The sequence below is a fragment of the Pseudomonas poae genome (assembly GCF_001439785.1).
In the GTDB taxonomy this organism is placed as follows: Bacteria; Pseudomonadota; Gammaproteobacteria; order Pseudomonadales; family Pseudomonadaceae; genus Aquipseudomonas; species Aquipseudomonas poae.
In genome coordinates this window covers 49,197-66,424 of the sequence record NZ_JYLI01000014.1, presented here as the reverse complement: position 1 = coordinate 66,424, position 17,228 = coordinate 49,197, and the positions used below count along the sequence as shown (strand labels likewise).

Annotated in this window: 18 protein-coding genes; 8 read left to right on the top strand and 10 right to left on the bottom strand. The window is 60.2% G+C overall.

The features are described 5' to 3' along the window. Positions 1-8: 8 nt before the first annotated feature. From TU75_RS17360 to TU75_RS17340, 5 genes are all read right to left on the bottom strand, one after another. Positions 9-560: a cysteine hydrolase family protein gene (locus TU75_RS17360; RefSeq protein ID WP_082630452.1), complete on the bottom strand. Its 552-nt coding sequence runs from the start codon at positions 558-560 to the stop codon at positions 9-11. 64 nt (positions 561-624) lie between these two features. Then, positions 625-2,520: an FAD/NAD(P)-binding protein gene (locus TU75_RS17355; RefSeq protein WP_060549613.1), complete on the bottom strand. Its 1,896-nt coding sequence runs from the start codon at positions 2,518-2,520 to the stop codon at positions 625-627. Between the two features lie 55 nt (positions 2,521-2,575). Beyond that, on the bottom strand, positions 2,576-3,751 hold the full coding sequence (locus tag TU75_RS17350) for a pyridoxal phosphate-dependent aminotransferase (protein ID WP_069665414.1): 1,176 nt from the start codon (positions 3,749-3,751) through the stop codon (positions 2,576-2,578). A gap of 63 nt (positions 3,752-3,814) precedes the next feature. Further along, a complete protein-coding gene (locus tag TU75_RS17345) occupies positions 3,815-4,816 on the bottom strand; it encodes a Fe(II)-2OG oxygenase family protein (RefSeq protein ID WP_060549611.1) in 1,002 nt (333 codons plus the stop codon). A gap of 122 nt (positions 4,817-4,938) precedes the next feature. Continuing rightward, a complete protein-coding gene (locus TU75_RS17340; protein WP_060549610.1) occupies positions 4,939-6,183 on the bottom strand; it encodes an MFS transporter in 1,245 nt (414 codons plus the stop codon). Between the two features lie 100 nt (positions 6,184-6,283). Here TU75_RS17340 and TU75_RS17335 point away from each other — a divergent pair, with 100 nt between their 5' ends. Together TU75_RS17335 and TU75_RS17330 are read left to right on the top strand one after the other, a co-directional pair. Beyond that, entirely contained in the window at positions 6,284-7,174 is an 891-nt protein-coding gene (locus TU75_RS17335) for a LysR substrate-binding domain-containing protein (protein WP_338515043.1), read from the top strand. A gap of 206 nt (positions 7,175-7,380) precedes the next feature. Next, positions 7,381-7,650: a response regulator transcription factor gene (locus tag TU75_RS17330; RefSeq protein WP_003236721.1), complete on the top strand. Its 270-nt coding sequence runs from the start codon at positions 7,381-7,383 to the stop codon at positions 7,648-7,650. Positions 7,651-7,711: 61 nt separating this feature from the next. On the opposite strand, the gene TU75_RS17325 is transcribed toward TU75_RS17330, so the two are convergent. After that, on the bottom strand, positions 7,712-7,990 hold the full coding sequence (locus TU75_RS17325) for a DUF3509 domain-containing protein (protein ID WP_003236719.1): 279 nt from the start codon (positions 7,988-7,990) through the stop codon (positions 7,712-7,714). Positions 7,991-8,356: 366 nt separating this feature from the next. Between TU75_RS17325 and TU75_RS17320 the strand changes: the two genes are divergently transcribed. From TU75_RS17320 to TU75_RS17305, 4 genes are all read left to right on the top strand, one after another. Then, positions 8,357-8,872: an ankyrin repeat domain-containing protein gene (locus TU75_RS17320; RefSeq protein WP_003236717.1), complete on the top strand. Its 516-nt coding sequence runs from the start codon at positions 8,357-8,359 to the stop codon at positions 8,870-8,872. 41 nt (positions 8,873-8,913) lie between these two features. Continuing rightward, on the top strand, positions 8,914-9,444 hold the full coding sequence (locus tag TU75_RS17315) for a hypothetical protein (protein ID WP_060549608.1): 531 nt from the start codon (positions 8,914-8,916) through the stop codon (positions 9,442-9,444). Positions 9,445-9,512: 68 nt separating this feature from the next. Continuing rightward, complete coding sequence (locus tag TU75_RS17310; protein WP_003172956.1) at positions 9,513-9,704, top strand: PLDc N-terminal domain-containing protein; 192 nt, start codon at positions 9,513-9,515, stop codon at positions 9,702-9,704. A gap of 358 nt (positions 9,705-10,062) precedes the next feature. Further along, positions 10,063-12,150, top strand: coding sequence for an LTA synthase family protein (locus tag TU75_RS17305; RefSeq protein WP_060549607.1), 2,088 nt, complete (start codon positions 10,063-10,065; stop codon positions 12,148-12,150). A 54-nt stretch (positions 12,151-12,204) separates the two neighbouring features. On the opposite strand, the gene TU75_RS26755 is transcribed toward TU75_RS17305, so the two are convergent. Continuing rightward, complete coding sequence (locus TU75_RS26755) at positions 12,205-12,357, bottom strand: DUF3309 family protein (protein WP_003236711.1); 153 nt, start codon at positions 12,355-12,357, stop codon at positions 12,205-12,207. A 329-nt stretch (positions 12,358-12,686) separates the two neighbouring features. On the opposite strand from TU75_RS26755, the gene TU75_RS17300 reads away from it, so the two are divergent. Together TU75_RS17300 and csrA are read left to right on the top strand one after the other, a co-directional pair. Then, a complete protein-coding gene (locus TU75_RS17300; RefSeq protein ID WP_060549606.1) occupies positions 12,687-13,502 on the top strand; it encodes an SDR family oxidoreductase in 816 nt (271 codons plus the stop codon). A 128-nt stretch (positions 13,503-13,630) separates the two neighbouring features. Next, complete coding sequence (gene csrA / locus TU75_RS17295) at positions 13,631-13,834, top strand: carbon storage regulator CsrA (protein WP_003236708.1); 204 nt, start codon at positions 13,631-13,633, stop codon at positions 13,832-13,834. Positions 13,835-13,844: 10 nt separating this feature from the next. Here csrA and TU75_RS17290 read toward each other — a convergent pair whose 3' ends face one another. The 3 genes from TU75_RS17290 to ngg form a co-directional block, all read right to left on the bottom strand. After that, on the bottom strand, positions 13,845-14,072 hold the full coding sequence (locus tag TU75_RS17290) for a YheU family protein (protein ID WP_003236706.1): 228 nt from the start codon (positions 14,070-14,072) through the stop codon (positions 13,845-13,847). A 59-nt stretch (positions 14,073-14,131) separates the two neighbouring features. Then, a complete protein-coding gene (locus tag TU75_RS17285) occupies positions 14,132-15,316 on the bottom strand; it encodes an osmoprotectant NAGGN system M42 family peptidase (protein WP_060549605.1) in 1,185 nt (394 codons plus the stop codon). Between the two features lie 164 nt (positions 15,317-15,480). Beyond that, complete coding sequence (gene ngg / locus TU75_RS17280) at positions 15,481-17,226, bottom strand: N-acetylglutaminylglutamine synthetase (protein ID WP_060549604.1); 1,746 nt, start codon at positions 17,224-17,226, stop codon at positions 15,481-15,483. Between the last annotated feature and the right edge of the window lie 2 nt (positions 17,227-17,228).

Sequence of the window (17,228 nt, the reverse complement as noted above, 5' to 3'; positions counted from 1 at the left end):
TCGCGGCCTTAATACATGGATGAAGCAAGAAAGTCGGAGGTAGAGCGGATGTCGGCCGTGCGCGAAATTCTTTCGATTGCCGCGAGATGGCGTTCCTGGCTGACGGCGCAGCAGGCGTCCTCGAGCACGGTGACAGCCAGGTCACGGTCGTGAGCGTCCAGCGTCGTGGCGAGTATCACGTGTTCGGTGGATACGCCGGTCAGCACCACTTCCTGCACGCCCAGGTCGCGCAAAATGGCGTCAAGGTGGGTCCGGTAAAACGGACTGACGCGGCTTTTGGCGATGACGATTTCTCCCTCGCGTGGGGCGAGCGAGGCGTGTACCTGGGTTGACCAGGTATCGAGCTTAAGCACGCCGTGTTCGCGCGCCGGGGCGAACACCCGCGAATGTTCGGGAAACCCGTCGTATTGGGCGTTGAATCCGACCACGACGAAGATGATGGGCAACTGCTGCGCCCGCGCGTGTTCGAGCGCTGCGCCCGCTCGTTCAAGCACCGCGCGCGCTGGCTTGCCGATGGTAACCCTCTCGTGCATACACGCCGTCGGGGTGGACGATTTCATTGATGAAGTCCATCACCATCAAGGCTTTTTTGGCAGACATTGTTTCTTCCTTAAAATGCGGTGTTCAGGCCGTTTCGGCGAGCGGGACGGCGACGGTGATCCAGGCCGGCTGGATGGCATGGTGAGCCACGTGATGAGCGTCTTGGGCGAAGTCCGTCCAGAAGCCGGGCCGACTGCTTCCGGCCTGCATGAACCAGCGAGTGTGTTCGGAAGGCAGGCCGAGCACATATAGATGCTGCAAAGGCTGGCCGTGCTGGTCGATCGGATGGTAAGGACCGGGGGTGACGTTGACACCGCCCGTGACAAAACGCTCGGTGGCGTTCTGGTTGACGTACGGGTTCCAGTACCCGCGCCGCACCAGGTTGCGTGTCAATACTGAAGGATCCCTGAGCAGGTCGGGGGAGGGGATGCGTCCATCGATGACCACATCGAGCAATTGTCGCGACTGACTGACGCGAGGTGACTCGATCGTCAGCTTCTGCTGCTCGGCGTCGGTGCCATAAATGGTCTCGGGGCCGACCAGCGTCAGCACGCCCGCTGTCATCAGCGCACGTATTTGTTCGGTGCGATAGAGCGGCGGCCCGGCAGTCAGGAACAGGCTGGTGGGGGCATACGCCTGCAGAAAATCTTTGCGGTGGGTACCCGGGGTGAGCCTGCCGAAATCCACCACGCTTCTTATCAGCGCGCGAGTGTCACGAATGGTGTCGAGTGCGGCCTTGAGCGGGTTATTTACGTTGCCTTCGAGTGCGTTATGCAGGTCATCAAGCAGCACGCGATCAAGGGCCTGGGCAAAGGCTGCAGGGCTTTCGAACGTCTGTGATTGGAACGGGCGGGCTAGGCGATCAAGGTCCAATACCGGCAGGTTGCTTACGCCGAACTGCTCGGCCTGAGCGATCAGTGCCGGCAGCGAGAACGCCTGCAACTGGCTCACGCGGGCCTTGAACTGCGCCGCGGCGGTCGGGCCGCTCTGCAGGCCGATGGCCGTGGCGAAATACACGATATTGATTTCGACCAGCAACAGCGGCAGCACTTCAGCGGCAAAGTCGATCTCGCCACGTTGTTGCAGTGCGTCGATTTTTTCGCGGGTGATGCACAGCGGCTGGTACTGGAAGTTGGGTTCCTTCTGGTTGCGCCCACGTGCGGGAATCAACATGCCGCTACGTGAGCCAGCGTACAGCCTCGGCTCTCGGTTTGATGCAAGGTAAACGGTGACGCCATCGACCTCGGTAAATCTGCCGCCGCGTCCCACTGTCAAGGCCGCGACAATGTCGTGGAACGCCAGGCCCAGGCCAACGATGCCCACATGATGGTGCGCTTTAATCCGCTCCAGCGGCATGTCTGCTGCGGAGTCGCCGCGGATAAACGCCAGGCCCTGGGTCTGGTCGGCGAATTGTTGCAGTTGTTTTTCCCAGCCGGTCAGCTCAGGGGTCGGATGCCCGGTTGCAATGACGACTTTGTCCACATTCAGTGACTGGCCGTTGTCCAGAGCCAGGGTTCGCGTGTGTGGGGTGTCGATCAGGTCCAGCACCTGGGCACTGATGCGCTGCAACGAGATACCCGGACTGAAGCTTTCTTCAATAGTGGAGAGCACGAACTGCATGTACTGGCCATGTATGGCGCGCGGCGCGTACGCGTTCGCCCCAGGGTAGCCAGAGTCTACCGCGCTCCACCATTGCGCCAGCGACGGACCGGCACCGGGCCTGGGCGGGCCGCCATCCAGAGGGCCGGAGAAGGACGAGACTTCTTCCGCCACGGTGTTCATTACATAGTGGTGCGGCTGGTCGGTTCGCCAGATTCGGCCGGTGCCGATCGGTGCGCTGTCGATCAGATGAATGACCACCTTGCGCGCCGGCGGCTGTGCGAGCATCAGTGCGGCCAGACGTTCGAGCACCGACAAGCCGCGAGGGCCGCTGCCAATGATCGCAATGCGATGTGGGGAGCAAACAGGTGCAGTTTTCATGGGGGGCATACTCAATCCTGTGGGTATGTGTGAAACCGTCGAAATAATCGAGCTTTTACTGGAACGCGTAGTGCAGTCGTCTAATTGCTTCGTCGATGTCTTCGTCACTGCCCGCAAAGGACAGCCGCACATAGCCTTCGCCGCCTTCGCCGAACGCGGTGCCAGGTGTGACGGCGACCTTCACCGTTTCCAGTAGCCAGCGTGTGAAGGCCATGGAGTTTTCGAACCCGAGATCCGAGATTGAGGCGAACACATACAAAGCGCCTTCGGGTGCCCTGCAGGTGATGCCTGGAATATGTTCGAGCCCGCTGATGAGCCTGTCGCGACGCCGTTTATAGGCCACCACCATTTCAGCGATCCGCTGCTGACAACCTTCAAGCGCCGCGACGCCGCCGCGCTGGATAAAGGAACCGGCGCAGCCGACCGTGTGCTGCTGCACCTTGAGCAACTGTCCGCAGATGTCTTCGCTGCCGACCACATAACCCAGGCGCCAACCTGTCATCGCGTAGGCCTTGGAAAACCCGCTGATCGTCACGGTAATCGGCGCAGCGCCTTCGAGGCTGGCCATGCTGATATGGCGTGACTGGTCGTAGAGGACCTTTTCGTAGATTTCATCGCTGACGATATACAGGCCATGCTTCAGCGCGACCTGGACCACGCCCTGTGCTTCTTCACGGCTCAGTACGCGGCCGGTGGGGTTGTTCGGGTTATTGATCAAAATAGCCTTGGTACGCGGCGTGATCGCCCGTTCCAGTTGCTCGGGCTCCAGTCGGAAACCTGTTGCGCCGTCCAGCGGCACGGCCTTGACGGTAGCGCCGGCCATCGCCGCCATGGCTTTATAACTGACCCAACTGGGCGTGGGGACTATTAACTCATCGCCGTCATCGAGCAAAGTCATCAGTGTGATGAACAGGGCATGTTTGGCTGAGGGCGTAATAATGATGTTTCGGTTGGCGTCCAGATCGAGTCCGTGCTCTTTTTTATATTTATGGGCTACGGCTTCAAGTAACGCTTGGGTTCCGCGGCTGGCGGTGTAGTGTGTCTCGCCTTCTGCGAGCGCATTCACGGCAGCGTGGACTATATGGTCAGGTGTCCTGAAGTCAGGTTCACCACCGCCGAGATCGACGACGTCTTCACCCTGTTGCCGCAATTTACGCACGGTGTCCAAAATCGCATATGTTTCCGAAAGTTCTAATTGTTGAACCCGTTTGGAGAGTGCGCGTAAACGCATTTAAATCACCTTGATAGAGTTGTGTGTAACTTGTCATCAATGAGGAGGTGTGGTGCGCAGTGTTCAGTCGATGACGCAGCCGGTGCGGTTGTTGGACCAGAACGGCTTGAAACTTTCGGCGGTCGGCGAATCCTTGAACGCATAGGTTTTGAGCAACCAGCGCGAGGCGGCGCTGTGTGGGTTGAGAATGTCGATTTTTTCGCGGTTATGTAGTCCGTCCTGATTAGCAAAGGTCAATAGATCGCCCGTGAGAATCCGGTGTCGTTTGCACTGGGAACGAGTCATGGCATTTTTAAAGGCAATGAACGCATCCCGCGCCTCGACGGGCGCTTCGGATGCCACATAGGTCATGGTGTCCAAGTAACGGATGGAGTGTGTGTTGCTGAGAATCGGATGTTTCTCCGAAGTGCTCAGTTGTTTGTTCATGTCTCGGGAGAACACATCGAACGTGGTCAGGAAGTGCGGGTGGCGCAAGTAATCAGCGTGCACCGGGTCCAGGTTGTTGACGATATCCACTCCGTCGATATAACCGGTATAGATGAGGTCGTCATCCGGGCAGCGCAGTCCAAGCAGGGTGATGTAATCAGCCCTGACTTTATGCGCGGTGCGATCATTGTGGAACACCAGTTCACTGTCGCTGAAACCGGTCAATTGACCACTGTATTTCTTGATGGCGATGACATCGGTAAAGAAGTCGCCCTGGTTTCTGGTTTCATAGGACAACAGGGGCGTTACCGTCAGTTGGGCAAATAATTCAAGAAACGCTTCGCTGATGAATCGGGTTTTCTTAAGGTATTTATCGCGCACCGGATCGTCAGGATCGAGCTCCGGAATCACGAGGTCCATCGGGCAGTTGCGAATCACGTGGATGCGTTGCTGCTGGGTCGCACGTTCATGACGAATATCCTGGCACAGCTTGATAAAACGCGGCGGCACCAGGTGAAGCAGTTCGTTTATCTCTTGGGAGAACGCGGGATAGTGGGTGTAGGGTGAAGTACTTGAGCGTTCCAGCAATTGGAATAGCTGAGTCTTTTCATCAGGCGCAAAGATAAATCGAGGTGTCATGGTTTCCTCCAATGGAATGATGTAAGTCCAGGTGAATCAGGGCCGAACGAGTCGGCCCTGATTCAGGTTGCTGCGACGGGTACTACGATTTTTCTTCGGGGCAAAAAGGGTTCACTGGCGGTTCAGACTGAGCCAAGTTCCAGGGCGAAGTGCTTTTCTACCCGTGGAAACAACGGTACGGTCAGCAGCGCGCAGAAGGCCGCGGCCAGCCATACCGTGCCCCAGGAGAAGTGAGTCATCAGTGCGGACGCCGCGATGGGGGTGGCGAACAACACGACGAACACGCAGGTATTACCCATTGCCAGTGCCGTGCCGGCGCGGCTGGCGCCCGCCATTGTGGCCAGCTCGGTGTAGGCCACGCCGTGCCATGCCGATACGCTGATGCCGGCGATCACCATCGCTGCAATGATCAGGCCGCTGGCCAGCGGGGTTGCGTTGATCCCGTATGCACTGGCAAGCGAGACGGTGACTCCCAGCAGCAGGAAGGTCACGGTACTTAGCCATGCGCAGCCTTTGAGATAGCTGCGCCGATTTTTGTTTTTGTCGGTCCAGCGCCCGCTCCAGATGCGGCTGACGATGGCGCCGACCTGGATCACCGCCAGTGTTGCGGAAACCAGGGTGATATCCAGGTGGCTGAAGTCGTGGAAGAACACCGCGGCGTACGTGAGAATCGCAAACTGCGGGGCACAGAGCAGGCCGATGGCCAGTACGATGCGCCATACCCGCAGATCGCTCAGCGGGCTGTTGCTGGGCGTGGCGTTGTGCTTCTTGGCGGCTGTCCCATCGAAGTCCGGCTCATACAACCACATCCAGGCGAAGAAGCTGGCTATCAGGCAGAACAGCGCGCTGGCGCCAAATACCTGGACGAAGCCATAGCTGTGGGCCAAGTAGGGCAGTATCAATGCGCCGAGGGCGTAGCCACCTGGCACGGCGGTTTGCCGAATGCTCATGGCCAGACCTCGCTCGCCCTCCTTGAACCAAGCCATGATGGCTCGGCCGCTGGCACCGTTGACGCTGCTGCCGAGCAGGCCGACAACGAACAGGCCGATGGCCAGCAATATCAGCGTGGGTGCGTAAAGTGCCAGCATCGCCAATACCAATAGGGCGATGCCGGAGCTCAGCAGCCCGGTCAGCAATACCGGGCGGTCGCCCCACCGGTCAGTCAGCAGCCCCCAAGGGATTTCACTGATGGCGATGCCCAGGCCCAGCACGCCCAGCACCAGGCCCAACTGCGTGTTGTCGAGCTGGTAGGTGGCGCGCATGTACACAGCTGTCGCGGGCAGCCCCCCAACGACGGCGGAAAAGCTGGCGTTGGCGGCGACGCCTACCCCCAGCACTTTCCAGCGGTGACCATTATCCACGGGCATAAGCACTCCAAAAAAAGTTCAATATTTGTTGGCAAAAGGCTCTCATGGGCGCATCGTTTCGAATATCAAATAATTTAGCGTGTTAGTCCCAAAAAACAGGATGATTATGCGGCCGGTTAATTTTGATCTGGATGTGATGCGCAGCTTTGTGACAGGCGTGGAAATGGGCAGCTTTGCCAAGGCCGCGCAGAAACTCGCGCGCTCCACGTCGGCAATCAGCGCTCAACTGAAAAAGCTTGAGGCGCAGGCGGGTTCGCCGCTGTTCACCAAGGCTGGAAGACGGCTGGCTCTCACGGACACAGGGGAGGTGCTGCTCAACTACTCAAAGCGCTTGCTCAGTCTGAACGACGAAACGATCGCCGCGGTCTCCGAGCTCAAGCTCAAGGGCTGGGTGCGCCTAGGGTTGCAGGAGGACTTGAGCGGTTTTCTGCCGACGGTGTTGGGCCGGTTTGCCAGGGCCCATCCGGACGTGCGGGTGGAGGCGAGGATCGCGCGCAACGCTGACCTGCTCAGCCGCATCGATAACGGTTCGCTCGACCTGGCGGTGGTGTGGGGCAGCGGCCACAGGGCCGGGTACCAGGAACTCGTGGCAGAGCTGCCGATGCAATGGATCGGATCAAGCCACGAGTATTTGAACTGGAATGCGGTTTCCGGCGAGCCGCTGCCGATCATCGCGTTTGATGCGCCGTGCCCGTTTCATTCGATGGCCACTCAGGCGCTCAGCGAAAAGGGCATTGCATGGCTGTTGTCATTTACCAGCTCCAGTCTCAACGGTCTTTCTGCTGCGACGGAGGCGGGCTTGGGCTATACCATCCGCACCTCGCTGGGCATGCAGACGGGTACTGCGGTGCTCGCGGCCGAAGAGCGAGGCTTGCCTGCGCTGCCCAGCATTGCGCTGACGCTGCATCGTCGGGAGGCCAGCCCTGATCAGTTGACCGAGCGCCTGGCGAGCATCGTGACCCAAGCCATCCGCAGTGAAGTAGTGAATTAGGCGGGTGGTGATCCTGAGTGCTGGAAATTTTTGTAGGAATAACCGTATTAGTGCGTAGGTCATGACTATTTATGTTGGGTCTGGGGGGATGGCTCAGCGGGTTGTGTAACGCTCTCGTGCTTCGGTGTGTATGCCGCCTGTCAATGGGAGAAATCCGAAGATCGGTATGGGCATTCGCCAAGCGCAAATAAAAAGGAGAGCGACACATGAGCGGCCCAGATGAGTTGTATCAAGCACCTTGCGACCCGCCCCGAGTGGTGCGACGTCGCTTAAGCCTGTCCGGCAAACCCTTGACCCCGACGGAGCTGGAAATCCTGCGCTGGGCCTCGGAGGGCAAGACCGTCTGGGAAATCAGTAAAATTCGCGCGACCTCCCAGGCGGCGGTCAAATTTCATCTGCGCAATATCTACGGCAAGCTTCAGGTGAGCAATCGCGTGCAGGCGGTCAATGAGGCGGTGCGCCAGCGCCTGTATTGAACACACGAAAAAGGGCCGCGACGTTCAACGACGTCGCGGCCCTTTTTGTGAAATTCGTTGCTTAAGCCGAGTGGTAGGTCGGCAGGGCGAAGCGGTTTTGGCTTTGCAGCATCGAAATCTGCGGCAGATCACTGGCTTGTTCGGCGAGGTCGCGGCGGATCGCGCTGATGACCCAAGTCAGTTGGTCGGCAGTGTGCAACTGCTGATAAGAGATCGAGCGTTTGACCTGTTTGCCTTCGCCGTTGCGCAGGGTCAACAGGATGCCACCGTCCGGACGGGGCTGAGTGGTGACGTCGTACTGGGAGAATACTGAAGCGAATTTATCTTGGATCAGGCTCATGTCTATCAGCTCCGTTGGCTCAAGTTGGCAAGCATGGAGTGATAGGTGCAGTGATTGTGCCAGCTATTGGCTATTGAAAATATCCTTATAAATCAATAAGTTGAATTTATGTGACATTTTCGGTTTCGTGCAAATTGCATGAAGGGTCGTCGTGCACCCCTGCATTTTGCGCTGTCTGGTCGGCGGCGGCTGCAAGGGCCTTAAGCTAAAAGACTCGAAACATACGGTTAAATTCCCTTTGGTCAGTGCAACCTGTCTGAACCATTGATTGAGTGTGGCTATGACGGCTTTTGACAAAAAAGCCATGACAGGCGGGAACTCCCTCGCAACACTGGCGCCTATTCACTACCGATCAAGGAGCCCCCTATGTCAGACCAACCCAAACAGATGACCGACGACGAAGCCGCTGAATTTGCCGAGCAGGTCTTCGATGTTGCCCGCAAAGGCGACGCCGCCATGCTTGCCGCGCTGCTCGCCAAGGGGTTGCCCGCCAACTTTCGCAATCACAATGGCGACACCCTGCTGATGCTTGCCGCCTACCACGGCCACGCCGAAGCGGTAAAAGTGCTGCTCGAATTCAAGGCCGACCCACTGATTGCCAACGACAAGAACCAGTTGCCAATCGCCGGCGCGGCGTTCAAGGGCCACATGGCCGTGGTCAAGGCGCTCATCGAGGGCGGCACGCCAGTGGAGGCTGCATCCTCCGATGGCCGTACCGCATTGATGATGGCCGCGATGTTCAACCGTCTCGAAATGCTCGACTACCTGCTGGAGCAGGGCGCCAACCCCAAGGTGACCGATGCCCAGGGCGCGACGGCGCTGGCGGCCGCGCAGACCATGGGCGCGGTGGACGCGGCGGCGAAGTTGCAGAAACTGGTGTAGGCTTTGCGCCCTCGAAAACCCGCCCGCCACAGGATTGCCTCATGAAAACCGCCCTCGTCGAACTCATCAGCCACATCAGCGCCGGCGTCATGGGCGAAGACGAGGTGGCGCGCATCGCCGATGAAGCCGCCCAGGCGTATGCCGACCCGGCAGCGTTTTTGGCGGCGAACCCGGACATCAACTACGACGACAGCTTTACGATCCCGTTGGGCGAGTGGGTGGTGGTCGGCAGCCTGCCGGACACTGTGCTGTTCCAGGCGGACACTTACGGCGACCTCTTCGCGCAGATCGTTGCCTCGTTCGGCCCGGGCGTGGCGTTCAACCTCAAGCCCAAGCAACTGGCCAAGGCCGACGACCTCACGGCGCTCAATCGCATCCAGATCCAGATGAGCGCGTTGAGCGCCGAAGACGGTGGCTATGTGCTGGTGAATTTCAGCCAGTTGCTCGATGACGCCATTCAGGTGGTGCTGGTGCATGGCAATCACCTGCCGGGCCTGTTGCAACGCTGCGCCGAGGTCGGCATCCAGGCCGAACCCGCCCTGGAAGCGCTGCGTGTGGCGGTGCACGTCTGAATTAAAACGGAACGATGGCCGGTCACGCCTATCCTAAGCAGGCATGACCTCACTTAAGGAGCGACACCATGGGTTCCACCTTTAATGGCCTGATTGGCCTGATCATCCTGGCGTTGGATATCTGGGCGATCATCAACGTGTTCAAAAGCGGCGCAAGTACCGGCGCCAAAGTGTTGTGGATCCTGTTGATCCTGCTGCTGCCAGTGCTTGGCCTGATCATCTGGGCAATCGCCGGGCCACGGGGCAACGTGCGGATCTGACACCCTCTATATAGAGTGGGTACGGTAATTGTGGGAGGGGGCTTGCTCCCGATAGCGGTGTATCAGCCAGTCAATCTGGTACTGAAACTGCGCTATCGGGAGCAGGCCCCCTCCCACATTTGCATGACGGCACCTGGGGATATTTGTGTGTCGAAATATTCGCTGCACAGAATTTTCACATTTCATTTAAGAGAATTCGCCGGCTTTAATCTCTCGGCCAAGGGTCTGCCTTGGGCGCCTTTAAAGGCGGGGTAGCGGTACTCGTTCAGTAATTAATAGCCTTGCCGGCACTGATCGGGCACCATTCGCGCCACTGCAATGCTTCGTCACTTAACTTCCAATGGGTCCTGAAAACGACATGGCAAACCCGGACGCCCTGAGTCAGCAGCGAGCTTCGAATCGCCTGCTGCAACCGACCGTCAAATCCCATCTGGCTTACACGCTGCTCTGTGCACTGGTCATGATGGTGATGTTCTCCCTGCTGCGCCTGGCGCTGCTGGTCTACAACCGCGAGATGATCCTCGACACACCGGCCGCGACCTTCCTCGAAGCGTTCGCCAATGGCCTGCGTCTGGATCTGCGCCTGGTGGTGTACCTGCTGATTCCGCTGTTGCTGGCGTTGTTCAGCGTGCGAGCCATGGCGGCGCGCGGGTTCTTCCGTTTCTGGCTCACCGTTGCGTCGAGCATCGCGCTGTTCCTGGGCCTGATGGAGATGGACTTCTACCGCGAGTTCCACCAGCGCCTCAACGGTCTGGTGTTCCAGTACGTAAAGGAAGACCCCAAGACCGTAGTCAGCATGCTCTGGTACGGTTTTCCGGTGGTGCGCTACCTGCTGGCCTGGGCTGTGGGCACGCTGGTCCTGAGCATGGCGTTCAAGGGCGCCGACCGCGCCACGCGTCCACGCGGCCCGTTCAGCGGCGGCAGTATCGGCACCCGCCAGGTGGCGCCATGGTACAGCCGCATCGCCGTATTCGTGGTGTGCCTGTTGATCGCCGTGGTTGCCGCCCGTGGCACCCTGCGTCAGGGCCCGCCGCTGCGCTGGGGTGACGTGTACACCACCGATTCCAACTTCGCCAACCAGTTGGGCCTCAACGGTACGCTGTCGTTGATCGGCGCGGCCAAGGCACGTTTTTCCGAGCACCGCGATAACGTGTGGAAGGCCACCCTGGAACAACCGCTGGCCACCCAGACCGTTCGCGACATGCTGGTGCTGCCAAGCGAAAAACTGGTGGATACCGACACCGCCGCCGTGCGCCGCGACTACACGCCACCGGCCGAGAAGACCCTGCCGATCAAGAACGTCGTGGTGATCCTGATGGAAAGCTTCGCCGGTCACTCGGTGGGTGCACTGGGCCGTCCGGGCAACATCACGCCGTACTTTGACAAGCTGTCCAAGGAAGGCCTGCTGTTCGACCGCTTCTTCTCCAACGGCACCCACACCCACCAGGGCATGTTCGCCACCATGGCCTGCTTCCCGAACCTGCCGGGCTTCGAATACCTGATGCAGACCCCGGAAGGCAGCCACAAACTGTCGGGCCTGCCGCAGTTGCTCAGCGCGCGTGACTTCAACGACGTGTATGTCTACAACGGCGATTTCGCCTGGGACAACCAGTCGGGCTTCTTCAGCAACCAGGGCATGACCAACTTCATCGGGCGCAACGACTTCGTCAACCCGGTGTTCTCCGACCCGACCTGGGGCGTGTCTGACCAGGACATGTTCAACCGTGGTCTGGAAGAGCTCAAAGCCCGTGAAGGCGGCAAGCCGTTCTATGCGCTGCTGCAAACCCTGTCCAACCACACGCCGTACGCGTTGCCCAACCCTCTGCCCGTGGACAGAGTCACCGGCCGTGGCAGCCTCGACGAGCATCTCACGGCAATGCGTTACTCCGATTGGGCGCTGGGCCAGTTCTTCGAGAAGGCGCGCAAGGAGCCTTACTTCAAGGAAACCCTGTTCGTGATCGTGGGTGACCACGGGTTTGGCAACGAGCAGCAGATCACCGAAATGGACCTGGGCCGTTTCAACGTGCCGATGCTGATGATCGCACCCGGCATGCAGGAAAAGTTCGGCGAGCGCGATCACACCGTGGGCACCCAGATCGACATCGTGCCGACCATCATGGGCCGCCTCGGTGGCGACACCCTGCACCAGTGCTGGGGCCGCGACCTGCTGAACCTGCCGGAAGGCGACAAGGGCTTTGGCGTGATCAAGCCTTCGGGCAGCGACCAGACCGTGGCCCTGCTCACCGGCGACCGCGTGCTGGTATTGCCCAAGGAGATGCCGCCGAAGTTGTGGCAATACGAACTGGGCGCCAACCCCACCGGCAAAGTGATCTCTGAATCGCCGGACGAAGCCGCACTGAAGCAGAAACTTGAATCGTTCCTGCAAACGGCCACCAAGAGCCTGTTGGATAACACCGCCGGCGTAGTGGACGGCAAGCCCGACTAATTGACGGGCAATAAAAAAGAGGCCTTTTAAAAGGCCTCTTTTTTTGTCCGGCTTTTAGATGCGGCCGAGCAACAACAACACCACCAGCACTACCAGCACAACGCCGAGGATGCCCGACGGGCCGTAACCCCAGTTACGCGAGTGCGGGAACACTGGCAGACCGCCGACCAGCAGCAGAATCAGGATAATGATCAGAATGAGGCTCATGGTTTTATTTCCTTATAGGCCTTCAGCGAGACCGGTTATTTAACAATAGGCTCGCACCTTTAATTGCGTACGCCTTAACAACTCGGACTAGAGGGTGTGAGAAAAAATTCAGAAATTTTTTAAAGTATTTCGATCAGTCGCTTATTTCTTTTTTACTGCACAAAGTCCCTTCCCGTTAGTTGAAAAAATGACCTTTGAACGTTAGATCGGCGCCCGACCGAGCCGAGGGTTTGCCTGGGGCATTCATCACCCTGATGGTGCGTGGTTGGCGCAAAATCCTTCGCTACACTGCCGCTCACTTCTTCTGTGAACCACAAGGCAGCTCTCCTATGCAAAATCGCATGATGATCACTGGCGCCGGGTCCGGCCTGGGTCGTGAAATCGCTCTGCGCTGGGCCCGTGAGGGATGGCAGCTGGCCTTGTCGGATGTCAGCGAGTCGGGCCTGCAGGAAACCCTGAAAAAGGTGCGCGAGGCGGGCGGTGACGGCTTTACCCAGCGCTGCGACGTGCGCGACTACAGTCAGCTCACCGCTTTCGCCCAGGCGTGCGAGGTCAAGCTGGGTGGCATCGATGTGATCGTCAACAATGCCGGCGTGGCCTCGGGTGGCTTCTTCGCCGAGCTGTCTCTGGAAGACTGGGACTGGCAGATCGCGATCAATCTCATGGGCGTGGTCAAGGGCTGCAAGGCGTTCCTGCCGCTACTGGAAAAGAGCAAGGGCCGCATCATCAATATCGCGTCCATGGCCGCCTTGATGCAGGGCCCGGCCATGAGCAACTACAACGTGGCCAAGGCCGGCGTGGTGGCGCTGTCGGAAAGCCTGCTGGTGGAGCTCAAGCAGCAGGAAGTGGGGGTGCATGTGGTATGCCCGTCGTTTTTCCAGACCAACCTGCTGGATTCGTTCCGTGGGCCGACCCCGGCGATGAAAGCGCAGGTCGGCAAGTTGCTCGAAAGCTCACCGATTTCGGCGGCGGACATCGCCGACTACATCTATCAGCGCGTGGCCGCAGGCGAGTTCATGATCCTGCCCCATGAGCAGGGGCGCATGGCCTGGGCGTTGAAGCAAAAAAATCCCCAGTTGCTGTATGACGAAATGACCACCATGGCCGACAAGATGCGCGCCAAGGCGCAAGCCGTTAAAGGCTGATTTGAGCGCGGTCTGTCAGGCAAATTACCCGCCGATGTAGGTAAAGCCTGATTTGGTCGCGCGCCATTGTCGCAACACCACCCAAGCGCGCATGGTCGAGGCCCTGTCATTCGAAAAGGACAACCGACATGCTGGTATTAAGCCGCGCTGTGGGCGAAATCATTGCCATCGGCGATGACATCGCCCTGCACATTCTTGAACTCAATGGAAGCCAGGTGAAGTTTGGCGTCGCGGCGCCGGCAGGCGTCAACGTCCATCGCGCCGAGGTCTACCAGAAAATCCTGCGCAGCCAGGACGCCAACACCCATCCGGTGCCGGTGCCCAATCCCTGATTGCGCGGTGTCAGTCAAACAGATGCTTGGGCACATCGTGCTTGAGCATCAACTGGCATTGCTCGCTGTCGGGGTCGAACACGATCAGCGCCTGGCCCTTGGTCAGCGCCTGGCGCACGCGCAATACGCGGGTTTCCAGGGGCGTGTCGTCACCGTTGTCGGTGCCGTCGCGGGTCACGAAATCTTCGATGAGGCGGGTCAGGGTGTCGACTTCAAGTGCATCGTAAGGAATCAGCATACAAGCCTCAGGTAGCGGGTCCCGGCGATGCTACTGTGCCGGGCCCCGAGTTGCCAGTATCAGGCCTTGTTCCCGACCAGACTGTCCACCGACGGCACGCGCGTGTCGCTCTCCATCTGCGTTTCATGCTCGATCTGATGACTGAACCGGTCCAGTGAACCCTGGGCCGGTTGCGCATCGCTGGCGAACACCGGCGGGCTGAGAATGTAAGCGCCCAGCAGACGGCTCAGCGCGGCCAGGCTGTCGATGTGGGTGCGCTCATAACCGTGGGTCGCGTCGCAACCAAACGCCAGCAAAGCGGTACGAATGTCGTGGCCGGCGGTGACCGCCGAGTGCGCATCGCTGAAGTAATAGCGGAACAGGTCGCGGCGTACCGGCAGGTCGTTGTCCGCCGCCAGGCGCAGCAGGTGACGCGACAGGTGATAGTCATACGGCCCGCCGGAATCCTGCATCGCCACGCTCACCGCGTGCTCGCTGGAGTGCTGCCCGGGCGCGACCGGGGCGATATCGATGCCGACGAACTCACTCACGTCCCACGGCAGGGCAGCGGCGGCACCGCTGCCGGTTTCCTCGGTGATGGTGAACAGCGGGTGGCAATCGATCAGCAACGGCTCGCCGCTGTCGATGATCGCCTTGAGTGCCGCGAGCAGGGCGGCCACGCCAGCCTTGTCGTCCAGGTGTCGCGCGCTGATATGCCCGCTCTCGGTGAACTCGGGCAGCGGATCGAAGGCCACGTAGTCGCCCACGCTGATGCCCAGCGAATCGCAATCGGCGCGGGTTGCGCAGTAGGCATCCAGGCGCAGTTCCACGTGGTCCCAGCTCACCGGCATTTCGTCGACGGCGGTGTTGAACGCGTGCCCGGAGGCCATCAACGGCAACACGCTGCCACGGATCACGCCGTTATCGGTGAACAGGCTGACACGGCTGCCTTCGGCGAATCGGCTCGACCAGCAGCCCACCGGGGCCAGGGTCAGGCGGCCGTTGTCCTTGATCGCCCGCACGGCGGCGCCGATGGTGTCCAGGTGCGCGGAGACCGCGCGGTCGGGGCTGTTTTTCTGGCCCTTGAGGGTGGCGCGAATAGTGCCGCGCCGGGTCATCTCAAACGGAATGCCGAGTTCTTCCAGGCGCTCGGCGACGTAGCGCACGATGGTGTCGGTAAAGCCGGTGGGGCTGGGAATGGCGAGCATTTCCAGCAGCACTTTCTGCAGGTACGCGAGATCCGGTTCGGGAATGGTTCGGGTCATGGAAACTCCTGATGAGTTGAGGGCATCGATGGTTTCGATGAGGGGCTCGAGCGTCTTCGCCTGGCCCGGCCTCATCGCGGGCAAGCCCGGCTCCCACATTGGAATGCGGCCAACTGTGGGAGTCCGGCATGCCCGCGATAGCGCCGGTACAGGCGACACATCACTTAAGTCGCCGGCTGACTGTGCGGAAACAACAAATCCACAAACTTCTCAGCCGTGGGTTGCGGTTCATGGTTGGCCAGGCCAGCCCTTTCGTTGGCTTCGATAAACACATACTCCGGCTGATCGGCCGCAGGCACCATCAGGTCCAGGCCGACCATGGGGATATCCAGGGCACGGGCCGCACGCACGGCTGCGTCCACCAGTGTCGGGTGCAGGATCGCCGTGACATCTTCCAGGCATCCCCCGGTGTGCAGGTTGGCGGTGCGGCGCACGGCTAGGGTCTGGCCGCGTGGCAGGATGCTGCCGTAGTCGTAACCGGCAGCGTGCAGGGTGCGTTCGGTTTCCGCATCCACGGGGATCTTGCTTTCGCCATCGGTAGCCGCCTGACGCCGCCGGCTCTGCGCTTCGATCAGCGCACCGATGGAATGCTGACCATCGCCGGTGACTTCGGCAGGGCGGCGGATCGCTGCGGCCACCACTTCAAAACCGATCACCAGGATGCGCAGGTCCAGGCCTTCGTGAAAGCTTTCGAGCAGCACGCGGCTGTCGAACGCGCGTGCCGCTTCGATGGCCTGCTGCACCTCCTCGATGGTGCGCAGGTCCACCGCCACGCCGTGGCCCTGTTCGCCGTCCAGCGGCTTGACCACGATGCGCTGGTGCTCATCGAGAAACTCCAGGTTGTCATCGGCACTGCCCGCCAGTTGTTGCGAGGGCACGTTCAGGCCTGCGGCGTTGAGCACCTTGTGGGTCAGGCTCTTGTCCTGGCACAGGGTCATGCTGATGGCGCTGGTCAGGTCGCTCAGCGATTCGCGGCAACGCACGCGGCGCCCGCCGTGGCTGAGGGTGAACAGGCCGGCATCGGCGTCGTCCACCTGCACATCGATACCGCGCCTATGCGCCTCTTCGACAATGATCCGCGCATAAGGGTTGAACCCCGCCTGCGGGCCCGGGCCGAGAAACAGCGGCTGGTTGATGCCGTTTTTGTGCTTGATCGCAAAAGTGGTCAGCGCACGAAAGCCCAGCTTGGCGTACAGGCTCTTGGCCTGGCGGTTATCGTGCAGCACCGACAGGTCGAGGTAGCTCAGGCCACGGCTCATGAAGTGCTCCACCAGGTGGCGCACCAGCACCTCGCCCACGCCTGGCCGCGTGCACTGCGGGTCGACCGCCAGGCACCACAGGCTGCAACCGTTCTCCGGGTCGTTGAAGGCTTTCTGGTGATTGAGGCCCATGACGCTGCCGATCACCGCGCCGCTGTCTTCGTCCTCGGCCAGCCAGTACACCGGGCCGCCCTGATGGCGCGGCGTCAGGCGTTCGGTATCGACCGGCAACATGCCGCGCCCCTGATACAGGCGGTTGATCGCCTGCCAGTCCGCCTCGCTCTGCACCCGACGAATGCGAAAGCCGCGAAACACCCGAGTGGCCGGGCGATAGTCGCTGAACCACAGGCGCAAGGTGTCAGATGGGTCGAGGAACAACTGCTGTGGATCAATCCCGAGGATCTGCTGGGGCGCGGCCACATACAGCGCAATATCGCGCTCACCGGCTTGTTCGTTGAGCAGCTCTTCGGCCAGGCTCGCCGGGTCCGGGAAGGTATGGCCGATCAACAGCCGCCCCCAGCCGCAATGCACCGCGATACGGCCGGGGCTCTGCGGGTTGCCGTCCTCGGCCAGTCGGGCCTGCAGGCGCTCGTAGGTCGGCGCCTGGCCCTTGAGCAAGCGTTGGCTGTAAGCCGCGGCATTCTGTTTCATCA